The organism is Streptomyces sp. S07_1.15, assembly GCF_020739505.1.
In the GTDB taxonomy this organism is placed as follows: domain Bacteria; phylum Actinomycetota; class Actinomycetes; order Streptomycetales; family Streptomycetaceae; genus Streptomyces; species Streptomyces xinghaiensis.
In genome coordinates this window covers 133,499-157,128 of record NZ_JAJBZK010000001.1, presented here as the reverse complement: position 1 = coordinate 157,128, position 23,630 = coordinate 133,499, and the positions used below count along the sequence as shown (strand labels likewise).

Here is a 23,630-nt window from a genome sequence, read left to right as displayed (position 1 = left end):
GAAGGGGATCAGTTTATGGGCAGGTGTTGCCGCGTGTGACCACTTCTGACCGGCCCCCTTCCGGGTCCATTCGGCACTGGTCACGGGACGTCAGAAGTGCCGACGGCCCGGCCCGCCCGGTCCCCGCCCCGGACGGGCGGACACGGCGGCGGAGCCGGGCAGGGCGCGGCTCAGACCGTGGCGGGGAAGCGGTCCCACACCCGGTGCCGGGCGAGCAGCCGGACGACGCCGTCCAGGACGTCACGGCCGTTGTCGCCGCCGACCACCCCGTGCGCGCCCGGGTCGATGCCCGCCGCCTCCCAGACCCGCCCGGCGTCCGCCCAGCCGCCGACGGCCTTGGCGTGCCGGTAGGCCTCGGCGGTCATCAGCAGCACCCGCGGGTCGACCGGCGCGCCGGCGCCGCCGTTCCCGGCCTTGGCGTCCCGCGCTCCGTGGGCGTCCGCCCCCGCGGCGGGGGCTCCGGCCAGCAGCAGGGCGTCGAACTCGACGGAACGGGCGTTGGCGAACGTGCGCTGGACGGTGACCGGCTCCCCGGCCCCGTCCTCCAGCACGCCGCCCCGGGGAGCGACGACCAGCGGCACCATGCCCCGGTCGAACACCGCCTGCCGGACGGCCCGCACGGAGTCCAGGTCACCGCTCTCCCCGGTGACGATGCCGACGACCCGCCCCGCGACCGGCCACTCCTGCCCGACCTGGGACAGCGCCGGGCAGGGCTCCACCTCGGCCAGCGGCCCGGACGGTTCCGGGGCGGGCAGGCCGAGCCCGTGCGCGACCTCCTCGCAGAGCCGGGGGTCGATAGTGGCCAGGGTGCGCAGGACCCGTTCCTTCACCGCGTTCTCGTAGCACTTGCTCAGCTCGAAGGTGTACGCGGCGATCACATGCTCGCGCTCGACCGGTGAGAGGCTCAGCCAGAACTGCCGCGGCTGGCTGAAGTGGTCGTCGAAGGAGGCCGGTGCCTCCCGCCCACGCGGCGCGGCCGGCACCTCCACCGGCACCTCGGTGTATCCGCCCGCGTCCGCTCCGGCGGTGAACGGGCAGCCGCCGTCGAGGGAGTTGGGCCGGTACGGTGCCACCCCGCGGTGCACGGCGGTCTGGTGCATCCCGTCCCGCAGCATGTCGTTCACCGGCGCGTGCGGGCGGTTGACGGGGATCTGCGCGAAGTTGGGGCCGCCCAGCCGGGAGATCTGGGTGTCGAGGTACGAGAAGAGCCGCCCGGCGAGCAGCGGGTCGTCGGTGACGTCGATGCCCGGGACCAGATGGCCCGGGTGGAAGGCCACCTGCTCCGTCTCGGCGAAGTAGTTCGAGGGGTTGGCGTTCAGGGTCATCAGCCCGATCGGCTGCACCGGTGCCAGCTCCTCCGGCACGATCTTCGTCGGGTCCAGCAGGTCGATGCCCGCGAAGGTCTGCTCGGGGGTGTCGGGGAAGGTCTGGATGCCGAGCTCCCACTGCGGGAAGGCGCCGGCCTCGATCGCGTCGGCGAGGTCGCGCCGGTGGAAGTCGGGGTCGGCCCCGCCCACGATCTGCGCCTCCTCCCAGACCAGGGAGTGCGCTCCCAGCTTCGGCTTCCAGTGGAACTTCACCAGGGTGGTGCCGCCCGAGGCGTCGACCAGCCGGAAGGTGTGGATGCCGAAGCCCTCCATCATCCGGTAGGAGCGCGGGATGCCGCGGTCCGACATGTTCCAGAGCGTGTGGTGGGTGGCCTCGGTGTGCAGCGAGACGAAGTCCCAGAAGGTGTCGTGCGCGCTCTGCGCCTGCGGGATCTCCCGGTCCGGATGCGGCTTGCCCGCGTGGATGATGTCGGGGAACTTGATGGCGTCCTGGATGAAGAACACCGGGATGTTGTTCCCGACGAGGTCGAAGACGCCCTCGCCGGTGTAGAACTTCACGGCGAAGCCCCGGGTGTCCCGGACGGTGTCCGCGGATCCCCGGGAGCCGAGCACGGTGGAGAACCGGACGAAGACCGGCGTCTCGGCGTCCTTGGCCAGGAAGGCCGCCTTCGTCACGCCCGCCGCGGTGCCGTACCCCCGGAACACCCCGTGGGCGGCGGCGCCGCGGGCGTGCACGACCCGCTCGGGGATGCGCTCGTGGTCGAAGTGGGTGATCTTCTCCCGCAGATGGTGGTCCCGCAGCAGCACCGGACCGCGCGGACCGGCCTTCAGGGAGTGGTCGGTGTCCGGCAGCCGGAGTCCCTGGGCGGTGGTGAGATACGCGCCGCCCTGCGCCATCGCGGCACGGTCCGCGCCGGTGGCCTGCCCGGTGGGGCCGACGGTCTCCGGGCCGCTCTGGTCGTGCTTGGGCGGCAGCGGTTCACGGGGCTCGGTGGGCTCCTCCAGCGGGGGCGGCTCACTGCCGGGACGTCCGGGAAGGGGGTGGCGCTGCTCCATCGTTCGCTCCTCCGTGCCTCATGACGACAACGTCTTGCGCGTGACCTGAGGGCGTGTCCCCAAACACCGTGGCGCCCCACGGGGTTCGGGCATCCGGCCCGTTCACCGGGTGCGGTCCCGTGACCCCCGGCTGCCGGGAGACGCCGGCCGCTCCCGGGGAGAGGCCCCGGTGATCCGTCCGGCCCATCAGCGTGTGCGGCCCCGCACGCCCTGTGAACACACTGGTGCGCATGGCAGCAGAGCAAAAGGTACGTACACGGCGTACCGGTACGAAAGCGGCCGAGCCGCGACGGGAGTCCCGCACCGGCCCGGTGGAAGCGGCCCAGAACGCGTGCCGCGATCTGGCCGGTCTGATCGGTTACCCGGCGGAAGGCGTGTCCGCGGTGTGCCGGACCGAGGACGGCTGGCGGGTCGACATCGACGTCCTGGAACTCCAGCGCGTCCCCGACACCACCAGCTTGCTCGCCACCTACCAGGTGGACGTCGACCGGGCAGGAGAACTGCTCCAGTACCGCAGGGTCCGCCGCTTCCGGCGCGGTGCGTCGGACGACTGGCCCGCCGGCCACCCCTGAGAGGACCTCCCCCATGACCACGACCACCTACAACGACGGCATGGTGTGCGTGCCGCGCGCAGGCACGCTCTACGACACCCTCGAACTGATCCTCGATCGCGGCATGGTGATCGACATCTTCCTCCGGGTCTCCCTGGTCGGCATCGAGATCCTCAAGATCGACGCGCGCATCGTGGTGGCCAGTGTCGACACCTATCTGCGGTTCGCCGAGGCCTGCAACCGCCTCGATCTGGAGTCCGACAGCCGCAGCCGGACCGTCCCCGAGCTGTTCGGCGGCGGTGGCGGTGTGGCGGGCGCGGTCGGCAGGAAGAAGGCGGGCAAGGCCGCCGGAGCGCTCGGCGAGAAGGTGCGGGACGTGGTCGGCGGCGACTCCGAAGAGGACGAGGAGACGGAGGCGGAGGAGCGGCCCGCACCGCGCAAACGCACCGCCTCCCGCCGGCGCACCGAGTCCACGGCGAGCCGCGGCACCACCCGTACCCGCTCGTCGAAGAAGGGCTGAACCGTGAGCGCACCGGGTCTGTACGTCTATGGCGTCGTCCGGGCCGGACGCGCCCTGCCGGCCGGGCGCAGGGGGGTCGGCGACCCGCCCGGGCCGCTGCGGCTGGTCGGCCACGGCGGGATCGCGGCCGTCGTCAGCCCGGCGCCGCCCGGTCTCCGTGCCCGGCGCCGGGATCTGATGGCGCACCAGGAACTGCTGCTCGATCTCGCCGCCGGCGGCCCCGTGCTCCCGATGCGGTTCGGCATGGTGGCGCCCGACGAGGACACCGTGCTGCGGGACCTCGCCGCCGGTGAACGGGAGCGGTCCGCCGCGCTGACCCGGCTCGACGGCCGGTGCGAACTCAACCTCAAGGCGTCGCCGGTGGAAGGCGGGCTGGCCGCCCTTCTGCGGGAGGACGAGCGCGTCCGGCGGCTCCGGGACGAGGTGCGCGGCCGCCCGAGTTACCAGGGCAGCCTCCGGCTGGGCGAGTCGGTGGCCGCGGGGCTCGCCCGCCGGGCGAAGACCGCCACCGACCAGGTGCTGCGCGCCTGTGCCCCGCTGGCCGAACAACGCGTCGAGGGCCCCGAGGTCCAGGGGTGCGTGCGGAACGTCTCCTTCCTCGTCGGCCGGGACCACGAGGCCCCGTTCCGGGCGGCGGTGGAGCGGCTGGCCGCCGAGCACCGGGACGCGGTGGAACTGCGGCTCACCGGACCGCTGCCCTGCTACAGCTTCGTCGACCCCGCCTCCGTACCGGCGTCGGCCTGACATGGGGCTCCTGACCGAGCTGGCCCTGCTGCCGCTGGCCCCCGTGCGGGGCGTCGTGTGGATCGCCAACCGCATGACGGACGCCGCGGAGGACGAACTGCACGATCCCGCGGCCGTCCGCGCGCGACTCGTCGTGCTCAACCAGGCACTGGAGAACGGGGAGATCGGCATGGAGGAGTTCGAGCGCGAGGAGGAACGACTGCTGGATCTGCTGGAACGGCGATCCGGAACTGCCGTGGTAGGAGCGGAAAGAGGAATGGGACACCGCTGATGAACGAGAACACCAAATCCGCCCTGGCGGCGGGAGTCGTGGGGGGCTACCTCCTGGGACGCACCCGGAAGGCGAAGCTCGTCCTGGGGCTGGCCTCCCTCCTCGTCGGCCGGGGAATGGGGATCAGCCCGCAGAGCCTCGTCACCGACGGAGTGCGCAAACTGACGTCGTCCCCGCAGCTCGGTTCACTGGGCGAGCAGGTGCGCGGGGAACTGCTGTCCGCGGGCAAGGCGGCGGCCGCCGCCGCGGCCAACCGCCGCCTCGACTCGCTGGCGGACGCCATCCAGGAGCGGACCCGCGCCCTCCAGGAGGACACCGAGGAAGGCGAAGAGGAAGAGGAGCCGGAGGAGGAAGGCCCCGAGGCGGAGGAGGAAGAGGAGGAGCCCGAGGGGGAGGAAGAAGAAGAGGGCCCCGAAGCCGAGGAGGAGGAAGAAGAGGAAGAAGAAGAGGAGCCCGAGGAGGAGGAAGAAGAGGAAGAAGAAGAGGAGCCCCAGGCCGAGAAGAAGCGGCGGGCCCCCAAATCCGGCGGAAAGCGGGCGGGGAAGAAGCCGGAAGCCCGGAAGCCGGAGCAGAAGAAGCCCGCGGAGAAGAAGCCCGCGCGGAAGAAGGCACAGCCGAAGAAGGAAACCGCCGAGAAGCCGGCCGCCAAGAAGCAGGCCGGCGGGGGAGCCCGGAAGAAGGCCCCGGCGAAGAAGGCTCCGGCGCGGAAGAAGCCCCAGGCGAGAAGGGCTCCCGCCAACAAGAGCGCTCCGGCGAAGAAGACCGCAGCGAAGAAGTCACCTGCTCGCAAGGCCGCGGCGGAGAAGTCGGCCGCCCGGTCCGGCCGTCGGAGGTAGCGGATCATGCCCGAGAAGGACCAGAACGGGAACGGCTCCGGTGTCGACCGGCTCCGTAAGGAATTCGGTGACTACCTCGGCGCCAAGTCGCAGCGGTTGGTGGAATCGGCCGGCGGCCGGTTGTCCGATCTCACCGGACGGCTCACCGACGCGGCCGAGAACGGCGGCTCGCTGCCCAAGGTCGGCGCCCGCGTGCTGGGCGGGGAATCCCCGGCGAAAGCGTTCATGGGCGAGAAGGCCAAGGGAGTGAAGGACAACGTCGTGGGCAAGGCCAAGGAAGCGGTCGGCGCCGGGGGCGGCGAGAGCAAGGGCAAGAAGAAGCCCGGTGACGTCAAGGTCACGAATATCGTCGAGACCCTCGACATCGGCCTCTCGCTGCGCACCTGCTACGACTACTGGTGCCAGTTCGAGGACTTCAGCGACTTCATGAAGGGCGTACGCCACGTCTCCAAGTCGGACGAGACGACCTCGGACTGGAAGGCCAAGGTGGGCCCGTCGACCCGCGGCTGGGAGGCGACGATCGACGAGCAGATCCCGGACGAGCGCATCGTCTGGAACTCCGAGGGCGCCAAGGGCACCACCCGGGGATGCGTCTCCTTCCACGAACTCGCGCCGAATCTGACCCGCATCGTGGTCGTCGTGGAGTACTACCCCTCCGGCTTCTTCGAGAAGACCGCCAACATCTGGCGGGCCCAGGGCCGCCGGCTGCGGCTCGACCTCAAGCACTTCCAGCGGTACGTGACGCTGGGCGCGGAGGAGGAGCCCGAGGGCTGGCGCGGTGAGATCCGCGACGGCGAGGTGGTCCGCAGCCACGAGGACGCGATGGAAGAGGAGGAACGCGAGGGCGAGGAGGGGGAGGAGGAGCAGGAAGGCGAAGAGGGCGAGGAGGAGCAGGAGGGCGAAGAGGGCGAGGAGGAGGACGAGGAAGAAGAAGACGAGGAGGACGAAGACGAAGAGGACGAGGACGAGGAGGACGAATACGAGGACGGAGGAGAGGACGAGGACGAGGACGAAGACGAGGAGTACGAAGCGGAGGACGAGGAAGAGGAGTGAGCGGGCACCATGACCACGACAATTGAGACCCCGCACGCACCGGGTTCCGGAGCCTGTTGCACCTACGGCCCCACCACGGCCAATCTCGCCGACATTCTCGAACGCGTCCTCGACAAGGGCATCGTGATCGCCGGTGACATCAAGATCGACCTCCTCGACATCGAACTGCTGACGATCCGCATCCGGCTCTTCGTCTCCTCCGTCGACACGGCCCGCAAAGCCGGCATCAACTGGTGGGAGACGGACCCCGCGCTCTCCACGCGTGCCCAGCAGGACCGGCTCACCGAGGAGAACCAGGCACTCCGGGACCGGATCGCGGCACTGGAAGAGGGCTCCGGGGAGCCGGAGGAGCGGGGCGCCGGACAGAGGGAGCGTGCCCGGGCATGACCGCGATCCCGTCCCCGTCCGCCACCGCTCCCGCCGGCGGCACCCCCGAGACCCGGGTGGTTCCCGCCGGAGCCCCGGCCGGCCCGGCCGCCCCGCCGGCCTCCGCCGGGTCCACGCTCACCTGCGTCTTCGTGGTCTGCCGGGGCGGCGATCCCGCCCCGGCCCTCGCCACCACCCCCGGCCACCGCGGCGGAGGGCCCCTCCGGGCCCTCCCCGTGGGCGCGTTGACGGCGGTCGTCCAGGACGTGCCGGCGGCCGCGTTCTCGGAGGAGGCGCTGCGGAAGCGGCTGTCCGACCCCGGCGAGCTGGAGCTCTGCGCCCGGGCGCACCACGCCGTGGTGGCCGCGGTGGCGGACCACGCCTCCGCGATCCCCTTTCCGCTCGCCACCCTCTACCGCGAGGACGGACGCGTCCGCGTGGCGCTGCGGTCCAAGGAGCCGCGGCTGCACGCCGTGTTCGACCGGATCGCGGGACGCGTCGAGTGGGGGGTCAAGGTCTGCGCCGCTCCGCTCCCCGCCGCCCCGGAGTCCGCCCCCCGGACCGCTGCCGCCCGGGACCCGGGAACCACCGCGGACACCGGCACGGCCCCGGACCGGGGGACCCCCGCCCCCGGCACCGGCCGCGCCTACCTGGCGCGGGTCCGCGGCCGGCACCGTGCGCGGGAGGAGCGGCAGAACGCCGCCCTGCGAGCGGCCGAGCAGGTGGACGCCGCCCTGCGCGGCATCTCGGCCGCGGCCCGGCGCCTGCGCGTCCACGACGTCCGGCCGGCCGGCGACCCGCGCACCCACCTGCTGAACGCCGCCTATCTCATGGACCGGGACCGCGACGAGACGGTGGCCGCCACCCTCCGGCGGCTGCGCGCGGACCCCGGCACCGACGGCGTGCACATCGAGGTCACCGGGCCCTGGGTGCCCTACTCCTTCGCGGCCACCGGGGACGGCGACGATGACGGCTGACACGGCGGCCGGGACGGCCGCGACCACCACGCTCTCCTGGGACGAACGCCCCGAGGGAGCCGCCGGCCCGATCGGCGTACCCCTGGTGGACCTCCTGGACCGGGTGCTGGCGACCGGTGTCGTCCTCAGCGGCGACATCGTCATCGCCATCGCCGAGGTGCCCCTGGTCCGGCTCTCCCTGCACGCGCTGCTCTCCTCGGTCAGCGAGCGGATGCCCGCCCCGTGGCCCGACGAGGGACCGCTGTGAGCGGCGGCCGGCGGATGGACATCGAGCCCGACACCGTCGCCCGGGACCTGGTGGCCCTCGTCCTCACCGTCGTCGAACTGCTCCGGCAGCTGATGGAGCGGCAGGCGATCCGCCGGGTGGAGGAGGAGGACCTCACCGAGGACCAGATCGAGCGCATCGGGACGACGCTGATGCTGCTGGAGGAGCGGATGGCCGAACTCCGCGAACGGTTCGGGCTGCGCCCCGAGGACCTCAACCTCGACCTGGGCCCCCTGGGAACCCTGCTGCCCCGCGACTGATCCCGCCCCGTTCCCCGTTCCCGCGCCGTGCGGAACCGGGAGCGGGGCACTGCCGCGCCGGGCCGGCCCGGCGCGATCTCCCCGGCGACGTCCCGCGCGGCGCTCCGCCACGGACGTTCCGGGCCGCTGGGCCGCCGGGCCGGTGAGCACCCGCGGCGGACCACGCGTTCAGACCCCTGCCCGGCCGGTGACCGGACGGCTCACCCCCGGCCCTCGTCGCCGGCCGTCCGCCGTCCGCACCGGGGACAACCGCGGGCCCGGGGGCCCCGTACGCCGCCGCGGCGTCTCACCGGCGCCGCAGCGCCACCGCGCCGGCCGTGACCCCGGCCAGCACGATCCAGCCGAACCACAGCCAGCCGCTGCCGCCCAGGGCCGCCGTGTACGCGGTCACCACGACCAGGGCGGCCACCGTGGCGACCGTCAGGGTCTTCACCGATCCGGGCATACCGCATCCTCCTCCCGGCGGTCCCCGCGCGGACGCGCGGACCGCGGCCAGGAGTCCATCGTCACCCCGAAGCGGCCTCCGCCGCTACCGACCGCGTGACTGGAGTGACGCCAGGTAGGCGTTGTAGGCGGTCAGCTCCTGGTCGCCGTCGCGGTCCGCGGCCCGGTCGGAGCGCCTGGCCTGCCGCTCCTCCGAGCCGTGCCACTGGTAGAGCAGGGCCACCAGCACGATCACCGAGGGGATCTCGCTGAACGCCCAGGCGATGCCTCCCGCCGCCTGCTGGTCGGCCAGCGCGTCGAGCCCCAGCGACACGGGCGGATCGGCGTACGTCCCGACCATCGGCGCCGTCGCCATCATCAGCGCGATGCCGAAGAACGCGTGGAAGGGCATCCCGGCGAAGAGCTCCAGCATCCGCATGATGTAACCGGGACGGTGCGGTCCCGGGTCCACGCCCATGATCGGCCAGAAGAAGGCCAGACCCACCGCCAGGAAGTGCACCATCATCGCGATGTGCCCGGCCGTGCTGCCCATCAGCCAGTCGAAGAGCGGGGTGAAGTACAGCCCGTAGAGGCTCGCGATGAACATCGGGATGGTGAACGCCGGGTGCGAGATGATCCGCACATAGCGGCTGTGCAGCAGCGCCACCAGCAGTTCCCGCGGGCCGCGGTGGCCGCGCCGCGCCGTCGGCAGGGCCCGCAGCGCGAGCGTCACCGGCGCGCCGAGCAGCAGCAGGATCGGCGAGACCATGCTGATCACCATGTGCTGCACCATGTGCACGCTGAACATGACCATGCCGTACTCGTTAAGCCCGGTGGACATCACCAGCACGATGCTGGCCAGACCCGAGACCCAGGCGACCGTGCGGGCCACCGGCCAGGCGTCACCGCGCCGCCGCAGCCGGAGCACGGCCCAGCCGTAGAGGGCCAGCGCCACCAGGCAGGCGGCGAGGAAGAACGGGTCGCCCGTGAACTCCATGCCCCGGGCGAGGGTGAAGGGCGGCAGGTCCATGGTCATGCCGTGTTCGCCGTGGTCCATCCGCTCTCTCCTCTTGCGCGGGAATACCGCTTTCGCGGGGGTTCCGCGCGATCCGCGCCCTCCGCAGCCACCAGAGTAGAACCGCCCCCGGCCGGAACCCCGGCCGGGGGCGTTCCGGAGCGTTCCGGCCGGTCAGAGCACGGTCTCGGCCTCGGCGTACCGCTCCCGCGGCACGGTCTTGAGGGACTCCACCGCCTCGGCTATCGGGATCAGCCGGATGTCGGTGCCGCGGAGTGCGGTGATCCTGCCGAACTCGCGGCGGTGCACGGCCTCGACCGCGTGCCAGCCGAAGCGGGTGGCCAGCACCCGGTCGTACGCGGTGGGGGTGCCGCCCCGCTGGACGTGGCCGAGGATGACCGGGCGGGCCTCCTTGCCGAGCCGGTGCTCCAGCTCGGTGGAGAGCTGCCGGGCGACACCGGCGAACCGCTCGTGCCCGTAGATGTCCTTGCCGCCGATGTCGAAGTCCATCGAGCCGGCGCGGGGCTTGGCGCCCTCGGCGACGACCACGATCGCGAACTTCTTCCCGGCCAGGAACCGCTTGCCGACCCGGGCGGTCAGCTCGTCGATGTCGAAGGGCCGCTCGGGGACGACGATGGCGTGGGCGCCGGCCGCCATGCCGGAGTGCAGCGCGATCCAGCCGGTGTGCCGCCCCATGACCTCCACGATCAGCACCCGCTGGTGGGACTCGGCGGTGGTCTTGAGCCGGTCCAGCGCCTCGGTGGCGACGCCCACCGCGGTGTCGAACCCGAAGGTGACATCGGTGCCGGCGATGTCGTTGTCGATGGTCTTGGGCACCCCGACGATCGGCAGCCCGGCGTCGGAGAGCAGCCGCGCCGCCTTGAGGGTCCCCTCGCCGCCGATCGGGATGACGGCGTCCAGGCCGAGCTCCTCGACATGGCCCCGGGCCCGCTCCACCCCGTCCACGAGATGGGCCGGCTGGACGCGGGACGAGCCGAGGATGGTGCCGCCGCGGGCGAGGATGCCGCCCACCGCGTCCAGGTCCAGCGTGCGGTAGTCGGCCTCCAGCAGGCCCTTCCAGCCGTCGTTGAAGCCGATGACCTCGTCGCCGTGGTCCGCGACGGCGCGGTGCACGACCGACCGGATGACAGCGTTCAGACCGGGGCAGTCGCCGCCGGACGTGAGCACACCAATACGCATGGCGTATCCAAACCTCTGCAACTCAACCGGAGACCGGACGCCGTCGTCCGGTTGGATCCCCGCCACCCTACAAGCGCGGGGTGGCGGGGCGGGGTGCTGTCCGAGGAGCGGACCGGACTGTTCATCCCGCCGTCAACCGTCGCCGGGCTCCCGGCCCGCCCGGCGACGGATCCGGCTCAGGCGGGCTGGGTCGCCGCGGCGATCCGCTCCTGGCGCAGCGCCTCGTACCAGCGGTCGTCGGTCGGCGGCAGCGCGTTCACGTCGAGGGCCAGCTTGAGCAGCAGATCGGCGATCTGCGGATTGCGGGCCAGCACCGGCCCGTGCATGTACGTACCGAAGACGGTGTCGTTGTACGCGCCCTCGGTGCCGTCGCCCGTGCCGTTGCCGTTGCCGAAGCGGACCCGGGCGAACGGGCGCGCCGTCGGGCCGAGGTGGGTGACGCCCTGGTGGTTCTCGAAACCCGTCAGCGGCGGCAGGTTCAGCCGGCCGTCGATGTCGGCCAGGACGTCGCCGACGCACCGGGCGGCCTCGCCCCGGGTGCTCACCACGTCCAGCAGGCCGAGCCCCGGCTCCTTCTCGCCGAGGTCATTGACGAACTCGTGGCCCAGGATCTGGTAGCCGGCGCAGACGGAGAAGACGATCGCGCCGTTGGCCACCGCCCGGCTGAGGCCGCCGTCGCGGCGCAGCCGCTCGGCCGCCAGCCGCTGCGGCCGGTCCTCGCCGCCGCCGATCAGATAGATGTCGCCGGAGGTGGGCACCGGCTGGTCGCTGCGGACGTCCACGCGTGAGACCTCCAGGCCCCGCTGGCGCGCCCGCCGCTCCACCACCAGGACGTTGCCCTGGTCGCCGTACGTGCTCAGCAGGTCCGGGTAGACCCAGACCAGGCGCAGGCTGCTGTCGCTCATGCTCGCATTCCTCAAGGGGTTCGGGCGGGGTCAGTTGCCCACGCGGCGGCGGAGGTCCTGGAAGGCCGTGTAGTTGGCGATCACCTCGATGCGTCCGGGCGGCGCCTGCCCCACGGCCTCGTCGACGTTCTCGCAGACGCGGAAGTCGAGCCCCGCGACCTCCAGCCGTACGGCCAGGTCCAGCTTGCGGTCGCCGATGACGAAGATCGGGTGGCCGGCGAGCCGGCCGTAGTCGACGTCCCACAGCCAGGAGGTGTCGGTGCCGTCCGCGCCGCGGGCGTTGACGGAGAGGATCACCGGGGTGGGCGGCGGGTCGATGAGGGAGAAGGTCTCCAGCCAGCCGGCCGGGTTCTTGGCCAGCAGCAGCCGCAGGTCGCGGCCCTGGAACTGCACGACGTCGTAGCGGCCGGCGACCGCCTGCACCTCGTACATCCGCTCCAGCGCCACCTGCGGGGGGACCCCGAAGTGCGCGGCGACGGCGGCGGAGGTCGCGGCGTTGGCCTTGTTCGCCCGGCCGGGCAGCCGCAGCCGGATCGGCCAGGCCGAGCCGTGCGGGTCCACCACCTGGTCGCCGGCCAGCGCCCAGCTCGGCATCGGGCGGCGGAAGCCGCACTCGGAACAGAACCAGTCGTCGGAGGGCCGCTGGAGCACACCGCCGCAGGACGGGCAGGACCAGGCGTCGTCCTTCCAGGCCTGGCCCGCCGCGACCCACACCACGTTGGGGGAGGACGAGGCGGCCCAGGCGATCAGCGGGTCGTCGCAGTTGGCGATGACCGTCGCCTTGTTGCCGGCCAGGCCCTCGCGCCACTTCTCGGCGAGCATCCGGGTCTCGGCGGCGCGGTCGAGCTGGTCGCGGGAGAGGTTGAGCAGGGCGATGGCCTTGGGCGTGACGTCCCGCGCGACCCCGGCGAGGTACTTCTCGTCGACCTCGATGACGCCGAACCGGGCGTCCGAACCGCCCGCCAGCGCCGAGGTGATGCCCGCGGGCATGTTCGCGCCCAGCGCGTTCGACACCACGGGACCGCTGGCACGCAGCGCCTCGGCGATCAGCCGGGTGGTGGTCGTCTTGCCGTTGGTGGCCGAGACCAGGATCACGTCCAGATGGCCCGCCAGACGGGCCAGCAGGTCCGGGTCGAGCCGCAGCGCGACCTTGCCGCCGATCACGGATCCGCTGCCGCGGCCCACCGCCCGTGATGCCGCTGCCGCGGCCCTGCCCGCCGTCACGGCCAGCTTGGCCCGCGGCGTCAGCGGGTCCGAGTTGCCTGCCATCGTCCTTGCTCCTCCTCGCATCCGGCGCCGCACCCCCGCCACCCGGCCGGCCGGGTGGAACGGCCCCCTCCGCGCCGAATCACCAGCCGGGAGGGATCGGTCGCCGCTCAGCCTATCGAGATCCGGGCGCGGCCCCGAACCTGCCACCCTTCTGCCACCTTGCTGTTACCCGCCGTCCCGGCCCGGACGGGCGCTCCGTACGCTGGCCGCCATGCGACATGGTGCGATTCCCGGCAGTTCGGGCTCCGTCCGGCCGGTGCGGCTGCTGGGAGATCCGGTGCTGCGTACGCCCTGCGCGGAGGTCACGTCCTTCGACGGGGAACTGGCCCGGCTGGTGGAGGACCTCTTCGCGAGCATGTACGCCGCCCGCGGCGTCGGTCTGGCGGCCAACCAGATCGGGGTGCCGCTGCGGGTGTTCGTCTACGACTGCCCGGACGACGAGGACCGCAGGCACCTCGGCCATGTGGTCAACCCCCGGCTGGTGGAGACCGGCGGGGTGTCGGTGACCGGCCCCGAGGGCTGTCTGTCGCTGCCCGGGATCGAGGCCGGCACGAGCCGCCTCGACCACGCCGTCGTCGAGGGCCGGGACCGCACGGGCGCCCCGGTGCGGGTGACGGGCAGCGGCTTCTTCGCGCGCTGCCTCCAGCACGAGACGGATCATCTGGACGGCGGGCTCTATCTGGACCGGGTCGCGGGTCTGCGCCGCCGCCGGGCGCTGCGGGCGGTCCGGCGCGCGGCCTGGAACCGGGATCCGGACCGGGCCGCGGCACAGGCGGCGGTCCCGGCCGGGCCGGGTGGCTGAGCGGCTCCGGGCGGCCGGTTCGTCAGAAGCCGGGCCCGCCCGTCCGGTCGCCGGCCTCGGCCAGCTGCCCCCAGAGCAGATCGGCGAGGTGGCGCACCAAGTGGGCGCGGGGAGCGGGGCGTTCCCGCAGCCACCAGTCGCCGGCGGCGTGCATCATGCCGACGATGCCGTGCCCCCAGATCCGGGCCCGCTCGTCGCCGTCGTCGCCGAGGACGACCCGCTCGGCGATGACCTGGGCGAGCTCCTCGCCCATCCGGCGCAGCAGCGGGGCGGAGTGGCGGGTGTCGAAGCCCTGCTCGGAGCTGCTCGGCTCCTCGCCCGGGTGCATGAGGAAGCGGTAGACCTGCGGCCGGGCCTCGATGGCCGCAAGATAGGTGTCGAGGGTGCGCTCGACGCGCTCGCGGCGGTCGGCCGCCGGGGCGTCGAGGGCGGTCCGGAGACCGGCGAGCAGCGCGTCGGTGTGCCGGACGGCCAGCGCCCGGTAGAGGCCGCTCTTGTCGCCGAAGTGCCGGTAGAGGATGGGTTTGGTGATCCCGGCCTCGGCGGCGATGGCGTTCATCGAGGCGCCGGGGCCGTCGCGCAGAACCACCCGGTCCGCGGCCTCCAGCAGTTCCTTGCGCCGGCGGCGGGCCGCCCGCTGCTGGTCTTCCCGCTGACTGGTCTCCATGGCGTCTCTCCCACCCCGTCCTTCCGGCTCGGTCCCCGCGACGCAACGTAACACTTCACCCGGGCGGGGACGGGACGGGCGGCTGGGCTTGACAGGGCCTACCAGCCGGTAACAGGGTATAGTTACCGCAAGTAACAAGCAGGTGGAGGGGACATGGCAGAGTTCGCGCTCGATCTCGACGACGAGCAGAAGGCCGTCCGGGAGTGGATCCACGGTTTCGCCGCGGACGTGATGCGGCCGGCCGCGGCCGAGTGGGACGAACGCGAGGAGACCCCGTGGCCCGTCATCCAGGAGGCCGCCAAGATCGGCCTCTACTCGCTGGACTTCTACGCCCAGCAGTTCTTCGACCCGACCGGTCTCGGCATCGCCATGACGATGGAGGAACTGTTCTGGGGTGACGCCGGCATCGGCCTCTCGATCGTCGGCACGGGCCTCGCCGCCGTCGGCGTGCTCGCCAACGGCACCGAGGAGCAGATCGGCACCTGGGTGCCCCAGATGTACGGCGACGCGGACGACGTGAAGGTCGCCGCCTTCTGCTCCTCCGAGCCGGACGCGGGTTCCGACGTCTCCGCCATGCGCACCCGCGCCGTCTACGACGAGGCCAAGGACGAGTGGGTGCTCAACGGCACCAAGACCTGGGCGACCAACGGCGGCATCGCCAACGTCCACGTCGTCGTGGCCGTCGTCGACCCGGAGCTGGGCTCCAAGGGCCACGCCTCCTTCATCGTCCCGCCGGGCACCAAGGGCCTCTCGCAGGGCCAGAAGTTCAAGAAGCACGGCATCCGCGCCTCGCACACGGCGGAGGTCGTCCTGGAGGACGTCCGGGTCCCCGGCAGCTGCCTGCTGGGCGGCAAGGAGAAGCTCGACGAGCGGCTGGCCCGCGCCCGCGAGCGCGCCAGGAGCGGCGGCGAGCGGGTGAAGAACGCCGCCATGGCCACCTTCGAGGCGTCCCGCCCGGCGGTCGGCGCCCAGGCCGTCGGCATCGCCCGCGCCGCGTACGAGGTCGCCCTCGACTACGCCAAGACCCGGGTGCAGTTCGGCCGGCCGATCATCGACAACCAGGGCATCGCCTTCCAGCTGGCCGACATGCGCACCCAGATCGACGCGGCCCGGCTGCTGGTCTGGCGGGCCTCCTGGATGGCGGCCTCCGGCAAGCCCTTCACCGCGGCCGAGGGCTCGATGTCGAAGCTCTACGCGGGCGAGGTCGCCAAGACCGTCACCGCCCAGGCCATGCAGATCCTCGGCGGCAACGGCTACACCCGGGAGTACCCGGTGGAGCGGATGCACCGCGACGCGGCGATCTACACGATCTTCGAGGGGACCAGCGAGATCCAGCGCCTGGTCATCGCCCGGACGCTGTCGGGGATGCCGATCCGCTGACGGACCGGCTCCGGCGGCGCGGCCGGCCGCGGGGTGATCCGCGGCCCGGCCGGCGGGGGAGAGGGCTCAGGCCGCCCGGGTGATCTCCTCGCGGAGCGCGCGCCGCCACTCCGTGCGGAGCCGGTCGAGCTCCGCGAGATCGGCCGCCGACCACGAGGTGCGGCCCGCCACGAAAGCGCGGATCGCCGCGTTCGCGTGGTCGGCGGCCGGACGCGTGGGGACAGAGGGTCCAGGGGTAGACATGTCCTCCAGAATACGGCGCCGGTGTGACAACCGGTTCTCCACCGGTTTCCGGCCCGTGCCCCCGCAAAGAGTTTCCCGGAGACCGGAACCTTTCCCCCGTGCCGGCCGTTCTTCAGAGTGAGGCCCCGCGTTCTCCCCCGTGCGCGGGGCCTCGCCAATGTCCGGAACCGGATGCCGCGCCCCCTCAGGGACCGGTGTTTCACCTGGTCGGAGGCGGTGCGGAGTCCTGGTACGGATTGACCGGCCCGGGCACCGGGCGCACCATCTCCGCGTCGATCGCCACCTCCCCGGACGCGGGTCCGGGGTGCCGGCGGCCGGTGACCCGCACCCAGGAGTCGGCGGGCGGCGGAACGGCCCCGCGGACCCTGATTTTCACCGCCCGCGAGTCCGCCGCACAGCAGCTGACCAGCAGTCGGGACAGAAACCACCCCCCGTCCGGGGCGGGTGTGACGAATCCCATGAGCGCCACCGTGCGGTCCTCCAGGCTCCGCGACCGGTCCTGCCGGGCGCGGAGCTGGAACTCGGTCAGCGTCAGCGGCACGGGCGACCCCTCGGGCAGCGGCGGGAAGTTCCGCACCGGCCCCTGGGCGGGCGCCCCGGTCTCCCGGGCCGCCGTGTACGCGCCCAGCGCGGGCGGGGTGAAGAACAGCAGGCTGAGCGCGGGGAAGAAGAGCAGCCAGGCGATCCCCGGGCCCCGCGCGTGATCGTGGCCGTGGCCGTGGCCGTGGCCGCCGGCACCGCCGTGGCCGCCCGCCTGCCGCCGCCGGTCGTACGGGAAGCCGTCCCGGGCCGCCGCCACCAGGCCCAGCAGCACCAGTACGGCTCCCGACAGCACGAGCGCCGGGCGCAGCCCCTCCTTCACGAACCGCAGGCAGACATCCGTCAGCAGCGAGATGTGCAGCACCCCCGCGCCGGACAGGACCAGCAGCAGCACCTGGACGTTGCGCCTCACAGCAGCCACCACCCGGTCAGCGCGCTCGCGGCGACGGCCACGACGGCCGTCGCGGTCGAGAACCGGACGGCGAAGGCCCGGCCGAAGGTGCCGGACTGGAGCGCGATCAGTTTCAGGTCGACCATCGGCCCGACCACCATGAACGCCAGCCGGGCGGTGGGGGAGAAGCCGGTCAGCGACGCGGCGACGAAGGCGTCGGCCTCGGAGCAGACCGCCAGCACGACCGCCAGCGCGGCCAGGAAGAGCACCGACAGCCAGGCCGAGTCCGCGAACGCGTCGAGCACGGAGCGGGGCACCGCCACGTTGAAGGTCGCGGCGGCCATCGCGCCCAGCACCAGGAAGCCCCCGGCGTGCAGGAAGTCGTGCTGGAACCCGAGCCGGAACTCCTCCCGGCGGCGGCGTCCGGGCCGGTGCCCGCCGCGGCGGGCCGGGAGCCGCAGCCACTCCTCGCGGCCCAGCCGCAGCCAGAGCCAGCCCATGACGGCCGAGACCAGCAGCGAGGCCAGCAGCCGGGCCGCCACCATCTCCGGCGAGCCGGGGAAGGCCACGGCCGTGGCGGTGAGCACGACCGGGTTGACCGCGGGCGCCGACAGCAGGAAGGCCAGCGCGGCGGCCGGCGTCACCCCGCGCCGGATGAGACTTCCGGCCACCGGTACGGAGGCGCACTCGCAGCCCGGCAGCACCATTCCGGCCGCGCTCGCCACCGGTACGGCCAGCGCGGGCCGCCGCGGCAGCATCCCGGTGAACCACCGCTCCGGCACGAAGGCGTTGATCGCCCCGGACAGGGCCGTGCCCAGCAGCAGGAAGGGCAGGGCCTGCACGGCGATGGCGACGCTCACCGTGCGCCACGCCTGAACCGCCGGATGGGTGGCCCACGGTGAGGCGGCGACGATCAGGACGACCGCCGCGGCCCAGCCCGCGAGCGTGGTGGTCCCGGGCAGCCGGCCGGCGAAGCCGGTGAGGGCGCGGCCCGCCGCGCCGCCCCGGAACGGGGGGCCGGGGAGTCTCGCGGCCGGGGGTGTGGACGGCGGTGGCTCCGGGCTCACCAGCTCTTCCGCGCTCTGCACACTGACCTCGAACGTCGGTGACGGGGGGTGTTCAGCGTAGTCACGGAACGGAGCGGTGCCGGGTGGTTCGGCCGGGTTTCAGCCGATCGGGGAGCGCTCCGTGCTGCTGTCCGGAGGCCGTACGGCGGCCGGGAACGCCGGGGGCGGCGGAGAGCGCGGGCGCTCCCGAGCCGGGCCACCATTGGCGTAAAACCGAATACGTTTTTGCCGCATAAGGCGGCCGTGATGCGGTAGAAAGGTCATGTGCCCGTCCGGTGTGCATCCCCCGTCGCACCGGACGGGCCACTCTTGTACCGGGCTCCTCGCGCCCGGCCCCGGGTCTTACGAATCCGTGACCACCGGGCGCGGAGCGGCCCGCCGGGCGGTTCCGTCGCCTAGCGTCACCGTCATGCGCGTACTCGTCACCGGAGGAGCCGGGTTCATCGGCTCGCACATCGTCACCGCCCTGGCCGCCGCCGGGCACGAACCCGTCGTTCTGGACAGCCTGCACCCACGGGCCCACGCCGGCCGGCCGCCGGCCGCGGAGGCCCGCCTGGTCCGGGCCGACGTCCGGGACCGGGCCGCCGTCGCCGGCGCCCTGCACGGCGTGTCGGCCGTCTGCCACCAGGCCGCGATGGTCGGACTGGGGAAGAACTTCGCCGACGCGCCCGAGTACGTGGGCTGCAACGACCTCGGCACGGCCGTCCTGCTGGACGCCATGGCGGCGGCGGGGGTGCCGCGGCTGGTGCTCGCCGGGTCGATGGTGGTCTACGGCGAGGGCCGCTACGACTGCCCCCGGCACGGGACCGTGCGCCCCGGCCCCCGCGAGCCGGCCGATCTCGACGCCGGGCGCTTCGAATGCGCCTGCCCGGAGTGCGGCCTGCCGCTGGAGCCCGGACCGGTCGCCGAGGACGCGCCGGCCGATCCGCGGAACGTCTACGCGGCGACCAAGCTGGCCCAGGAGCACCTCGCGGCGGCCTGGGCCCGGGCCACCGGCGGCCGGGCGGTCTCGCTGCGCTACCACAACGTCTACGGGCCGGGGATGCCGCGCGACACCCCGTACGCCGGGGTCGCCTCGCTGTTCCGCTCGGCCCTCGCCCGGGGGGAGGCGCCCCGGGTCTTCGAGGACGGCGGCCAGCGGCGGGACTTCGTCCACGTCCGCGACGTCGCCGCCGCCAACCTCGCCGTGCTGGCGGCGCTGCCCGGCCGCCCCGCGGGGAGCTTCCGGGCCTACAACACCGGCAGCGGCACGCCCCGCACCGTCGGGGAGACGGCGGCCGAGCTGGCCCGCGCCTGCGGTGGTCCGGAGCCGGTCGTCACGGGGGAGTACCGGCTGGGCGACGTGCGGCACATCACCGCCTCCTCGCAGCGGCTGATGACCGAGCTGGGCTGGCGGCCCGCGGTCGGGTTCGCCGAGGGAATGGCGGAGTTCGCCCGCGCGCCGCAGCGGGAGCCGGTCACGGCGGGGCGGCCGGCAGGGTGACCTCGAAGCGGCAGCCGCCGCGCACGTTGCGCACGGCGGCCCGGCCCGCGTGCGCCTCGACCAGGCCCCGGACGATGGCCAGGCCGAGGCCCGCGCCCGCCGGAGGCCCGTTGCCCGCCGGAGGGGTCCGGGCGTGGGTGCCGCGCCAGCCGGTGTCGAAGACCCGGGGGAGGTCCTCCTCCGGGATGCCGCCGCACCCGTCGGTGACGGAGAGGACCACGGAGGTGTCGTCGCTGCCGCGCCGCGCGGACACCGCGACCGTGCCGTCGGCCGGTGTCCGGCGGATGGCGTTGATCATGAGGTTGCCGAGGACGCGGGACATGGCCTGTGCGTCCACCTCGACCGCCACGGCGTCATCCCGTTCGCCGACCAGCCGCACGCCGTGCTCCCGGGCCAGCGGGCTCACCCCGTCGAGCGCCTCGCCCACCAGTTCGGCGGCGGAGACCCGCACCGGGCTGAGCGGCAGCGCGCCGGCGTGGATGCGGGAGAGCTCGAAGAGGTCGCCGACCATGGCGTTGAGGCGGTCCACCTCGGTGCGGATCTGCCGGAAGAAGCGGTCCGGGTCGGCCGCCATGCCGTCCTCCAGCGCCTCGGCCATGGCCCGCAGCCCGGCCAGCGGCGTGCGCAGATCGTGCGAGATCCAGGCGACCAGTTCCCGGCGGGACGACTCCAGGGCCCGCTCGCGCTCCCGGGAGGCCTCCAGCTTCTCGCTGGTGGCCGCCAGTTCGCGGACCAGCGCGTCGATCTCCGCCGTGCCCGGGGCCGCGGGCGGGACGAAGCCGCCGTCCTCGCCGAAGGACCGGGCGGCCAGCGTGAGGGCGTTGCTGCGGGCCACCACCCAGCGGCCGAGCAGGAGGGCGGTGGCCAGGGAGACCACGGCGGCCATGGCGCACACCGTGGTGACCACCCACAGGTCGTGCGGGGAGAGGAACATCGCCCAGGCCACGGCGAGGGTCCCGGCCAGCATGGCGGTCACCGCCACGGCGGCCACGACGGTCAGCGAGAGGGTGAGCGAGCGGTGGCGCAGCAGCCGCAGGGCGAGCGCGCCCGCCAGGCCGGCGGCGGCCGCGCCGAGGAAGGCGAACAGGGCGATCAGCAGGGTGTCGGTCACGGCCGGGTCCCGCTCTCCGCCGGCGCCGGGTCCGGCGGCGGGGCGTCGAAGCGGTAGCCGACACCCCACACCGTGGTGATCAGGCGGGGGGAGGCCGGGTCGGCCTCGATCTTCCCGCGCAGCCGGCGGACGTGCACGGTGACGGTCGACAGATCGCCGAACTCCCAGCCCCAGACGGCCCGCATCAGCTCCTCCCGCCCGAACGCCTGTCCCGGGTGCCGCATCAGGTAGGCCAGCAGGTCGAACTCCCGTACGGTGAGCGACACTTCCGTGCCATTCCGCACGACACGCCGCGCCGCCGGGTCCAGCCCGATCCCGGCGTGCGTCAGGGGCCGGCCGGGCGGCCGAACGCCGCCGGCGGTGCCGCGGCGGAGCACCGACCGCACCCGCAGGGCCAGTTCGCGCGGGCTGAAGGGCTTGGTCACATAGTCGTCCGCCCCGACCTCCAGGCCGAGGATCCGGTCGTCCTCCTCGCCGCGCGCCGTCAGCATGATGACGGGGACGGGGCCGCGTTCGCGCAGGCCCCGGCAGACGGCGAGCCCGTCCATGCCGGGGAGCATGAGGTCCAGGACGACGAGATCGGGCCATCGGGCGTCCGCGCGGGCGAGGGCGGAGGGGCCGTCGGCCGCCCGGTCGACGACGTGGCCGTCGCGTTCGAGGTAGCCCGTGACGACCTCGGCGACGGTGGGGTCGTCGTCCACCACGAGGACCCGGGCTCCCGGTGAAGTCTGCTGCATGCGGCCAGACTCGCAGCCCGGGGCGGGGAGCGGGAGCGGATGGGGGCCGCCGGGAGCCGATGTCCGGGTTTCGTAAGAAGTCAAAGTTCTATATGTCGCTTTTGTCTTCGTAGTGTGGTGGCCGTGACCGATTCGACAACGCCTGTAACCAGCCATCCGCGCGTGGACGTCGTGCTGCCCTGCCTGGACGAGGCGGAGGCCCTGCCCTGGGTCCTCGCCCGCGTTCCGGCCGGCTGGCGGCCCCTGGTCGTGGACAACGGCTCAACCGACGGCTCGGCCGGCGTCGCCCGGGAGCACGGCGCCACGGTGGTGACGGAGTCCCGGCGCGGCTTCGGCGCCGCCTGCCACGCCGGGCTGCTCGCCTCCGACGCCGACATCGTCTGCTTCTGCGACTGCGACGCCTCCCTCGACCCCGGCCTGCTGCCCGCCCTCGTGTCCCGGGTCACGGCCGGGGAGGCGGACCTGGTGCTCGGCCGCAGACGGCCGACCGGACGCGGGGCCTGGCCGCTCCACGCCCGGGCGGGCAACGCCGTCCTCGCCCGGATGATCCGCCGCCGCACCGGAGCCCGCCTGCGCGACCTCGGCCCCCTGCGGGCCGCGCGCCGGGAAGCCCTCCTCGGGCTGGGCATCACCGACCGGCGCAGCGGCTATCCGCTGCAGATGGTCGTACGGGCCGCCGACGCCGGCTGGCGGATCGCGGAACAGGACGTCCCGTACCGGCCCAGGACCGGCGCCTCGAAGGTGACCGGCACCTGGCGCGGCACGGTCCACGCGGTCCGCGACATGCGCGCCGTCCTGCGGGAGCCCGCGCCGGAACGCCGCGCCCCGGCGGCCGCGGGGGCGGGGAGCCGATGAGCCCGCCACAGGCCCCGACCACCGTGCTCGTCATCGCCAAGGAGCCGGTGCCCGGCCGCGTCAAGACCCGGCTGACACCGCACTACACCCCCGACGAGGCCGCCCTGCTCGCCGCCGCCGCCCTCCGCGACACCCTGCGGACGGTGCTCGGCGCACCCGCCCGGCGGCGGATCCTGGTGCTCGACGGCCGCACCGGACCGTGGCTGCCGCCCGGCATCGAGGTCGTGCCCCAGTGCGCGGGCGGGCTCGACGAACGGCTCGCCGCCGCCTTCGCCCACTGCGACGGCCCCGCCCTCCTCATCGGCATGGACACCCCGCAGATCACCACCGGCCTGCTGGCCCCCGCCCTGGCCCCCGCTGCCTGGGAGGACTGCGACGCCTGGTTCGGGCCCGCCGAGGACGGCGGCTTCTGGGCCCTCGGCCTCGCCCGGCCCGAGCCGGAGCTGCTGCGCGGCGTCCCGATGTCCACGGCCGGAACCGGCGCCGCGCAGCGGCGGCGGCTGACGGACGCCGGGCTGCGGGTCCACGATCTGCCCGTGCTGCGCGATGTGGACACCCCGGCGGACGCGCTCCTGGCGGCGGCCGCCGCACCGGGCGGCCACTTCGCCGGAGTCCTGGCCGGACTGCACCGGGCGCCCGTCCGATGAGCGCTGCGAACCCGGCCCCGGAGCCCCGCACGGACGCGTGGCACGCGGGACCGTACGACACCGCGCTCCGCTCCGGCGGCGGCCCGCTCTTCCTGCGCCGGGACGACGGCGGGCTCGTCCCGCTGGAGGTGGAGCGCTGGTGCTCGCGCGCCGACGCCGCCGACATGACCGTGCTGCGCCGCTGCGAGGGCTCCGTCCTCGACATCGGCTGCGGCCCCGGCCGGCTCGTCGCGGCCCTCACCCGGCTGGGGCGGCCCGGGCTCGGCATCGACCCCAGCCCGGCGGCCGTCGCGCGCACCGTGCGCGCGGGCGGCGCGGCGCTGCGCCGGTCGGTCTTCGACCGGCTGCCGGGTGACAGCCGGTGGGGCACGGCGCTGCTCATCGACGGCAACATCGGCATCGGCGGCGACCCCTCGGCGCTGCTGCGGCGGGTCGCGCAGATCGTCGCCCCCGGCGGGCTGCTGCTCGTCGAAACCGCGGGCGCGGACGTCGACGAGCGCGCCTGGGTCCATCTGGACGACGGCGACGGGGCCCGGGGGGCCGTCTTCCCCTGGGCGCGGGTCGGCGGCCCCGCCCTGGCCCGCCGGGCGCGGGCCGAGGGGTGGTGCGTCACGGAGGAGTGGACCGCGTCCCACCGGCACTTCACCGCCCTGCGCCGCGCGCCCTGA

The 23,630-nt window shown here is 73.9% G+C and carries 28 protein-coding genes; 16 read left to right on the top strand and 12 right to left on the bottom strand.

The features are described 5' to 3' along the window. Positions 1-170: 170 nt before the first annotated feature. Positions 171-2,384, bottom strand: a complete 2,214-nt coding sequence (locus LIX60_RS00755) for a catalase (protein ID WP_227956715.1) — start codon at positions 2,382-2,384, stop codon at positions 171-173. Between the two features lie 230 nt (positions 2,385-2,614). On the opposite strand from LIX60_RS00755, the gene LIX60_RS00750 reads away from it, so the two are divergent. Genes LIX60_RS00750 through LIX60_RS00705 form a run of 10 tightly spaced genes read left to right on the top strand, consistent with a single transcriptional unit; the run spans position 2,615 to position 8,227 of the window. Next, positions 2,615-2,956: a gas vesicle protein gene (locus LIX60_RS00750; protein WP_227956714.1), complete on the top strand. Its 342-nt coding sequence runs from the start codon at positions 2,615-2,617 to the stop codon at positions 2,954-2,956. Positions 2,957-2,969: 13 nt separating this feature from the next. Further along, a complete protein-coding gene (gvpJ, locus tag LIX60_RS00745; protein WP_227956713.1) occupies positions 2,970-3,455 on the top strand; it encodes a gas vesicle protein GvpJ in 486 nt (161 codons plus the stop codon). 3 nt (positions 3,456-3,458) lie between these two features. Further along, a complete protein-coding gene (locus LIX60_RS00740) occupies positions 3,459-4,199 on the top strand; it encodes a GvpL/GvpF family gas vesicle protein (protein WP_227956712.1) in 741 nt (246 codons plus the stop codon). A gap of 1 nt (position 4,200) precedes the next feature. Next, positions 4,201-4,470, top strand: coding sequence for a gas vesicle protein GvpG (locus tag LIX60_RS00735; RefSeq protein WP_227956711.1), 270 nt, complete (start codon positions 4,201-4,203; stop codon positions 4,468-4,470). Continuing rightward, entirely contained in the window at positions 4,470-5,306 is an 837-nt protein-coding gene (locus LIX60_RS00730) for a histone protein (protein WP_227956710.1), read from the top strand. Before LIX60_RS00735 ends, LIX60_RS00730 begins: the two co-directional genes overlap by 1 nt. A 6-nt stretch (positions 5,307-5,312) precedes the next feature. Further along, the gene (locus LIX60_RS00725) at positions 5,313-6,359 is read left to right on the top strand and encodes an SRPBCC family protein (RefSeq protein WP_227956709.1); all 1,047 of its coding nucleotides are present in this window, start codon (positions 5,313-5,315) and stop codon (positions 6,357-6,359) included. A 9-nt stretch (positions 6,360-6,368) separates the two neighbouring features. Beyond that, positions 6,369-6,746: a gas vesicle protein gene (locus LIX60_RS00720; protein ID WP_227956708.1), complete on the top strand. Its 378-nt coding sequence runs from the start codon at positions 6,369-6,371 to the stop codon at positions 6,744-6,746. Beyond that, positions 6,743-7,702: a GvpL/GvpF family gas vesicle protein gene (locus tag LIX60_RS00715; protein ID WP_227956707.1), complete on the top strand. Its 960-nt coding sequence runs from the start codon at positions 6,743-6,745 to the stop codon at positions 7,700-7,702. The genes LIX60_RS00720 and LIX60_RS00715 overlap by 4 nt, the downstream gene beginning before the upstream one ends. Continuing rightward, complete coding sequence (locus tag LIX60_RS00710) at positions 7,692-7,949, top strand: gas vesicle protein (protein WP_227956706.1); 258 nt, start codon at positions 7,692-7,694, stop codon at positions 7,947-7,949. Before LIX60_RS00715 ends, LIX60_RS00710 begins: the two co-directional genes overlap by 11 nt. A 14-nt stretch (positions 7,950-7,963) precedes the next feature. Continuing rightward, on the top strand, positions 7,964-8,227 hold the full coding sequence (locus tag LIX60_RS00705; protein WP_227956705.1) for a gas vesicle protein K: 264 nt from the start codon (positions 7,964-7,966) through the stop codon (positions 8,225-8,227). A 286-nt stretch (positions 8,228-8,513) separates the two neighbouring features. On the opposite strand, the gene LIX60_RS00700 is transcribed toward LIX60_RS00705, so the two are convergent. From LIX60_RS00700 to LIX60_RS00680, 5 genes are all read right to left on the bottom strand, one after another. Then, a complete protein-coding gene (locus LIX60_RS00700) occupies positions 8,514-8,672 on the bottom strand; it encodes a hypothetical protein (RefSeq protein ID WP_227956704.1) in 159 nt (52 codons plus the stop codon). An 84-nt stretch (positions 8,673-8,756) separates the two neighbouring features. Further along, positions 8,757-9,707, bottom strand: a complete 951-nt coding sequence (locus LIX60_RS00695) for a cytochrome c oxidase assembly protein (RefSeq protein WP_227956703.1) — start codon at positions 9,705-9,707, stop codon at positions 8,757-8,759. A 132-nt stretch (positions 9,708-9,839) separates the two neighbouring features. Continuing rightward, positions 9,840-10,865 (bottom strand): 6-phosphofructokinase, encoded by a 1,026-nt coding sequence (locus LIX60_RS00690; protein WP_125624959.1) that lies wholly within the window; start codon positions 10,863-10,865, stop codon positions 9,840-9,842. A gap of 176 nt (positions 10,866-11,041) precedes the next feature. Then, positions 11,042-11,770: a type 1 glutamine amidotransferase gene (locus tag LIX60_RS00685; RefSeq protein WP_019708344.1), complete on the bottom strand. Its 729-nt coding sequence runs from the start codon at positions 11,768-11,770 to the stop codon at positions 11,042-11,044. A 30-nt stretch (positions 11,771-11,800) separates the two neighbouring features. Beyond that, positions 11,801-13,039, bottom strand: a complete 1,239-nt coding sequence (locus LIX60_RS00680) for a MurT ligase domain-containing protein (RefSeq protein WP_227956702.1) — start codon at positions 13,037-13,039, stop codon at positions 11,801-11,803. A 211-nt stretch (positions 13,040-13,250) separates the two neighbouring features. Between LIX60_RS00680 and def the strand changes: the two genes are divergently transcribed. After that, complete coding sequence (gene def, locus LIX60_RS00675) at positions 13,251-13,841, top strand: peptide deformylase (RefSeq protein ID WP_227956701.1); 591 nt, start codon at positions 13,251-13,253, stop codon at positions 13,839-13,841. Positions 13,842-13,863: 22 nt separating this feature from the next. Here def and LIX60_RS00670 read toward each other — a convergent pair whose 3' ends face one another. Then, the gene (locus LIX60_RS00670; RefSeq protein ID WP_227956700.1) at positions 13,864-14,508 is read right to left on the bottom strand and encodes a TetR family transcriptional regulator; all 645 of its coding nucleotides are present in this window, start codon (positions 14,506-14,508) and stop codon (positions 13,864-13,866) included. A 153-nt stretch (positions 14,509-14,661) separates the two neighbouring features. Between LIX60_RS00670 and LIX60_RS00665 the strand changes: the two genes are divergently transcribed. Further along, positions 14,662-15,888: an acyl-CoA dehydrogenase family protein gene (locus LIX60_RS00665; protein ID WP_019708347.1), complete on the top strand. Its 1,227-nt coding sequence runs from the start codon at positions 14,662-14,664 to the stop codon at positions 15,886-15,888. A gap of 66 nt (positions 15,889-15,954) precedes the next feature. Here LIX60_RS00665 and LIX60_RS00660 read toward each other — a convergent pair whose 3' ends face one another. The 3 genes from LIX60_RS00660 to LIX60_RS00650 all read right to left on the bottom strand — a co-directional run bounded on the left by LIX60_RS00660 (position 15,955) and on the right by LIX60_RS00650 (position 17,979). Next, positions 15,955-16,131 (bottom strand): hypothetical protein, encoded by a 177-nt coding sequence (locus tag LIX60_RS00660; RefSeq protein WP_167466214.1) that lies wholly within the window; start codon positions 16,129-16,131, stop codon positions 15,955-15,957. Positions 16,132-16,330: 199 nt separating this feature from the next. Then, complete coding sequence (locus LIX60_RS00655) at positions 16,331-17,083, bottom strand: TIGR03943 family protein (RefSeq protein WP_227956699.1); 753 nt, start codon at positions 17,081-17,083, stop codon at positions 16,331-16,333. Further along, positions 17,080-17,979, bottom strand: a complete 900-nt coding sequence (locus LIX60_RS00650; RefSeq protein ID WP_265584994.1) for a permease — start codon at positions 17,977-17,979, stop codon at positions 17,080-17,082. The genes LIX60_RS00655 and LIX60_RS00650 overlap by 4 nt, the downstream gene beginning before the upstream one ends. A gap of 559 nt (positions 17,980-18,538) precedes the next feature. Between LIX60_RS00650 and LIX60_RS00645 the strand changes: the two genes are divergently transcribed. Then, the gene (locus LIX60_RS00645; protein ID WP_227956697.1) at positions 18,539-19,612 is read left to right on the top strand and encodes an NAD(P)-dependent oxidoreductase; all 1,074 of its coding nucleotides are present in this window, start codon (positions 18,539-18,541) and stop codon (positions 19,610-19,612) included. On the opposite strand, the gene LIX60_RS00640 is transcribed toward LIX60_RS00645, so the two are convergent. Then, positions 19,587-20,723 carry a sensor histidine kinase KdpD gene (locus LIX60_RS00640; protein WP_227956696.1) on the bottom strand — a complete coding sequence of 379 codons (1,137 nt, stop codon included), beginning with the start codon at positions 20,721-20,723 and terminating at the stop codon, positions 19,587-19,589. The two genes, LIX60_RS00645 and LIX60_RS00640, sit on opposite strands and share 26 nt — an antisense overlap. Beyond that, positions 20,720-21,460 (bottom strand): response regulator transcription factor, encoded by a 741-nt coding sequence (locus tag LIX60_RS00635; RefSeq protein WP_227956695.1) that lies wholly within the window; start codon positions 21,458-21,460, stop codon positions 20,720-20,722. The genes LIX60_RS00640 and LIX60_RS00635 overlap by 4 nt, the downstream gene beginning before the upstream one ends. Positions 21,461-21,574: 114 nt before the next feature. Here LIX60_RS00635 and LIX60_RS00630 point away from each other — a divergent pair, with 114 nt between their 5' ends. The 3 genes from LIX60_RS00630 to LIX60_RS00620 are packed head-to-tail and all read left to right on the top strand — an operon-like array spanning position 21,575 to position 23,630. Continuing rightward, entirely contained in the window at positions 21,575-22,315 is a 741-nt protein-coding gene (locus LIX60_RS00630) for a glycosyltransferase family 2 protein (RefSeq protein ID WP_227956694.1), read from the top strand. Continuing rightward, complete coding sequence (locus LIX60_RS00625; RefSeq protein WP_227956693.1) at positions 22,312-22,962, top strand: DUF2064 domain-containing protein; 651 nt, start codon at positions 22,312-22,314, stop codon at positions 22,960-22,962. The genes LIX60_RS00630 and LIX60_RS00625 overlap by 4 nt, the downstream gene beginning before the upstream one ends. Then, entirely contained in the window at positions 22,959-23,630 is a 672-nt protein-coding gene (locus LIX60_RS00620) for a methyltransferase domain-containing protein (RefSeq protein ID WP_227956692.1), read from the top strand. The genes LIX60_RS00625 and LIX60_RS00620 overlap by 4 nt, the downstream gene beginning before the upstream one ends.

Excerpts from the sequence above, each read along its gene's own strand:
- LIX60_RS00730 (WP_227956710.1), top strand. The coding sequence starts at position 4,470 with ATGAACGAGAACACCAAATCCGCCCTGGCGGCGGGAGTCGTGGGGGGC.
- LIX60_RS00690 (WP_125624959.1), bottom strand. The coding sequence starts at position 10,865 with ATGCGTATTGGTGTGCTCACGTCCGGCGGCGACTGCCCCGGTCTGAAC.
- gvpJ (WP_227956713.1), top strand. The coding sequence starts at position 2,970 with ATGACCACGACCACCTACAACGACGGCATGGTGTGCGTGCCGCGCGCA.
- LIX60_RS00755 (WP_227956715.1), bottom strand. The coding sequence starts at position 2,384 with ATGGAGCAGCGCCACCCCCTTCCCGGACGTCCCGGCAGTGAGCCGCCC.
- def (WP_227956701.1), top strand. The coding sequence starts at position 13,251 with ATGCGACATGGTGCGATTCCCGGCAGTTCGGGCTCCGTCCGGCCGGTG.
- LIX60_RS00635 (WP_227956695.1), bottom strand. The coding sequence starts at position 21,460 with ATGCAGCAGACTTCACCGGGAGCCCGGGTCCTCGTGGTGGACGACGAC.
- LIX60_RS00710 (WP_227956706.1), top strand. The coding sequence starts at position 7,692 with ATGACGGCTGACACGGCGGCCGGGACGGCCGCGACCACCACGCTCTCC.
- LIX60_RS00720 (WP_227956708.1), top strand. The coding sequence starts at position 6,369 with ATGACCACGACAATTGAGACCCCGCACGCACCGGGTTCCGGAGCCTGT.
- LIX60_RS00685 (WP_019708344.1), bottom strand. The coding sequence starts at position 11,770 with ATGAGCGACAGCAGCCTGCGCCTGGTCTGGGTCTACCCGGACCTGCTG.
- LIX60_RS00665 (WP_019708347.1), top strand. The coding sequence starts at position 14,662 with ATGGCAGAGTTCGCGCTCGATCTCGACGACGAGCAGAAGGCCGTCCGG.
- LIX60_RS00670 (WP_227956700.1), bottom strand. The coding sequence starts at position 14,508 with ATGGAGACCAGTCAGCGGGAAGACCAGCAGCGGGCGGCCCGCCGCCGG.
- LIX60_RS00750 (WP_227956714.1), top strand. The coding sequence starts at position 2,615 with ATGGCAGCAGAGCAAAAGGTACGTACACGGCGTACCGGTACGAAAGCG.
- LIX60_RS00735 (WP_227956711.1), top strand. The coding sequence starts at position 4,201 with ATGGGGCTCCTGACCGAGCTGGCCCTGCTGCCGCTGGCCCCCGTGCGG.
- LIX60_RS00695 (WP_227956703.1), bottom strand. The coding sequence starts at position 9,707 with ATGGACCACGGCGAACACGGCATGACCATGGACCTGCCGCCCTTCACC.
- LIX60_RS00680 (WP_227956702.1), bottom strand. The coding sequence starts at position 13,039 with ATGGCAGGCAACTCGGACCCGCTGACGCCGCGGGCCAAGCTGGCCGTG.
- LIX60_RS00725 (WP_227956709.1), top strand. The coding sequence starts at position 5,313 with ATGCCCGAGAAGGACCAGAACGGGAACGGCTCCGGTGTCGACCGGCTC.
- LIX60_RS00620 (WP_227956692.1), top strand. The coding sequence starts at position 22,959 with ATGAGCGCTGCGAACCCGGCCCCGGAGCCCCGCACGGACGCGTGGCAC.
- LIX60_RS00660 (WP_167466214.1), bottom strand. The coding sequence starts at position 16,131 with ATGTCTACCCCTGGACCCTCTGTCCCCACGCGTCCGGCCGCCGACCAC.
- LIX60_RS00705 (WP_227956705.1), top strand. The coding sequence starts at position 7,964 with ATGGACATCGAGCCCGACACCGTCGCCCGGGACCTGGTGGCCCTCGTC.
- LIX60_RS00715 (WP_227956707.1), top strand. The coding sequence starts at position 6,743 with ATGACCGCGATCCCGTCCCCGTCCGCCACCGCTCCCGCCGGCGGCACC.
- LIX60_RS00625 (WP_227956693.1), top strand. The coding sequence starts at position 22,312 with ATGAGCCCGCCACAGGCCCCGACCACCGTGCTCGTCATCGCCAAGGAG.
- LIX60_RS00645 (WP_227956697.1), top strand. The coding sequence starts at position 18,539 with ATGCGCGTACTCGTCACCGGAGGAGCCGGGTTCATCGGCTCGCACATC.
- LIX60_RS00700 (WP_227956704.1), bottom strand. The coding sequence starts at position 8,672 with ATGCCCGGATCGGTGAAGACCCTGACGGTCGCCACGGTGGCCGCCCTG.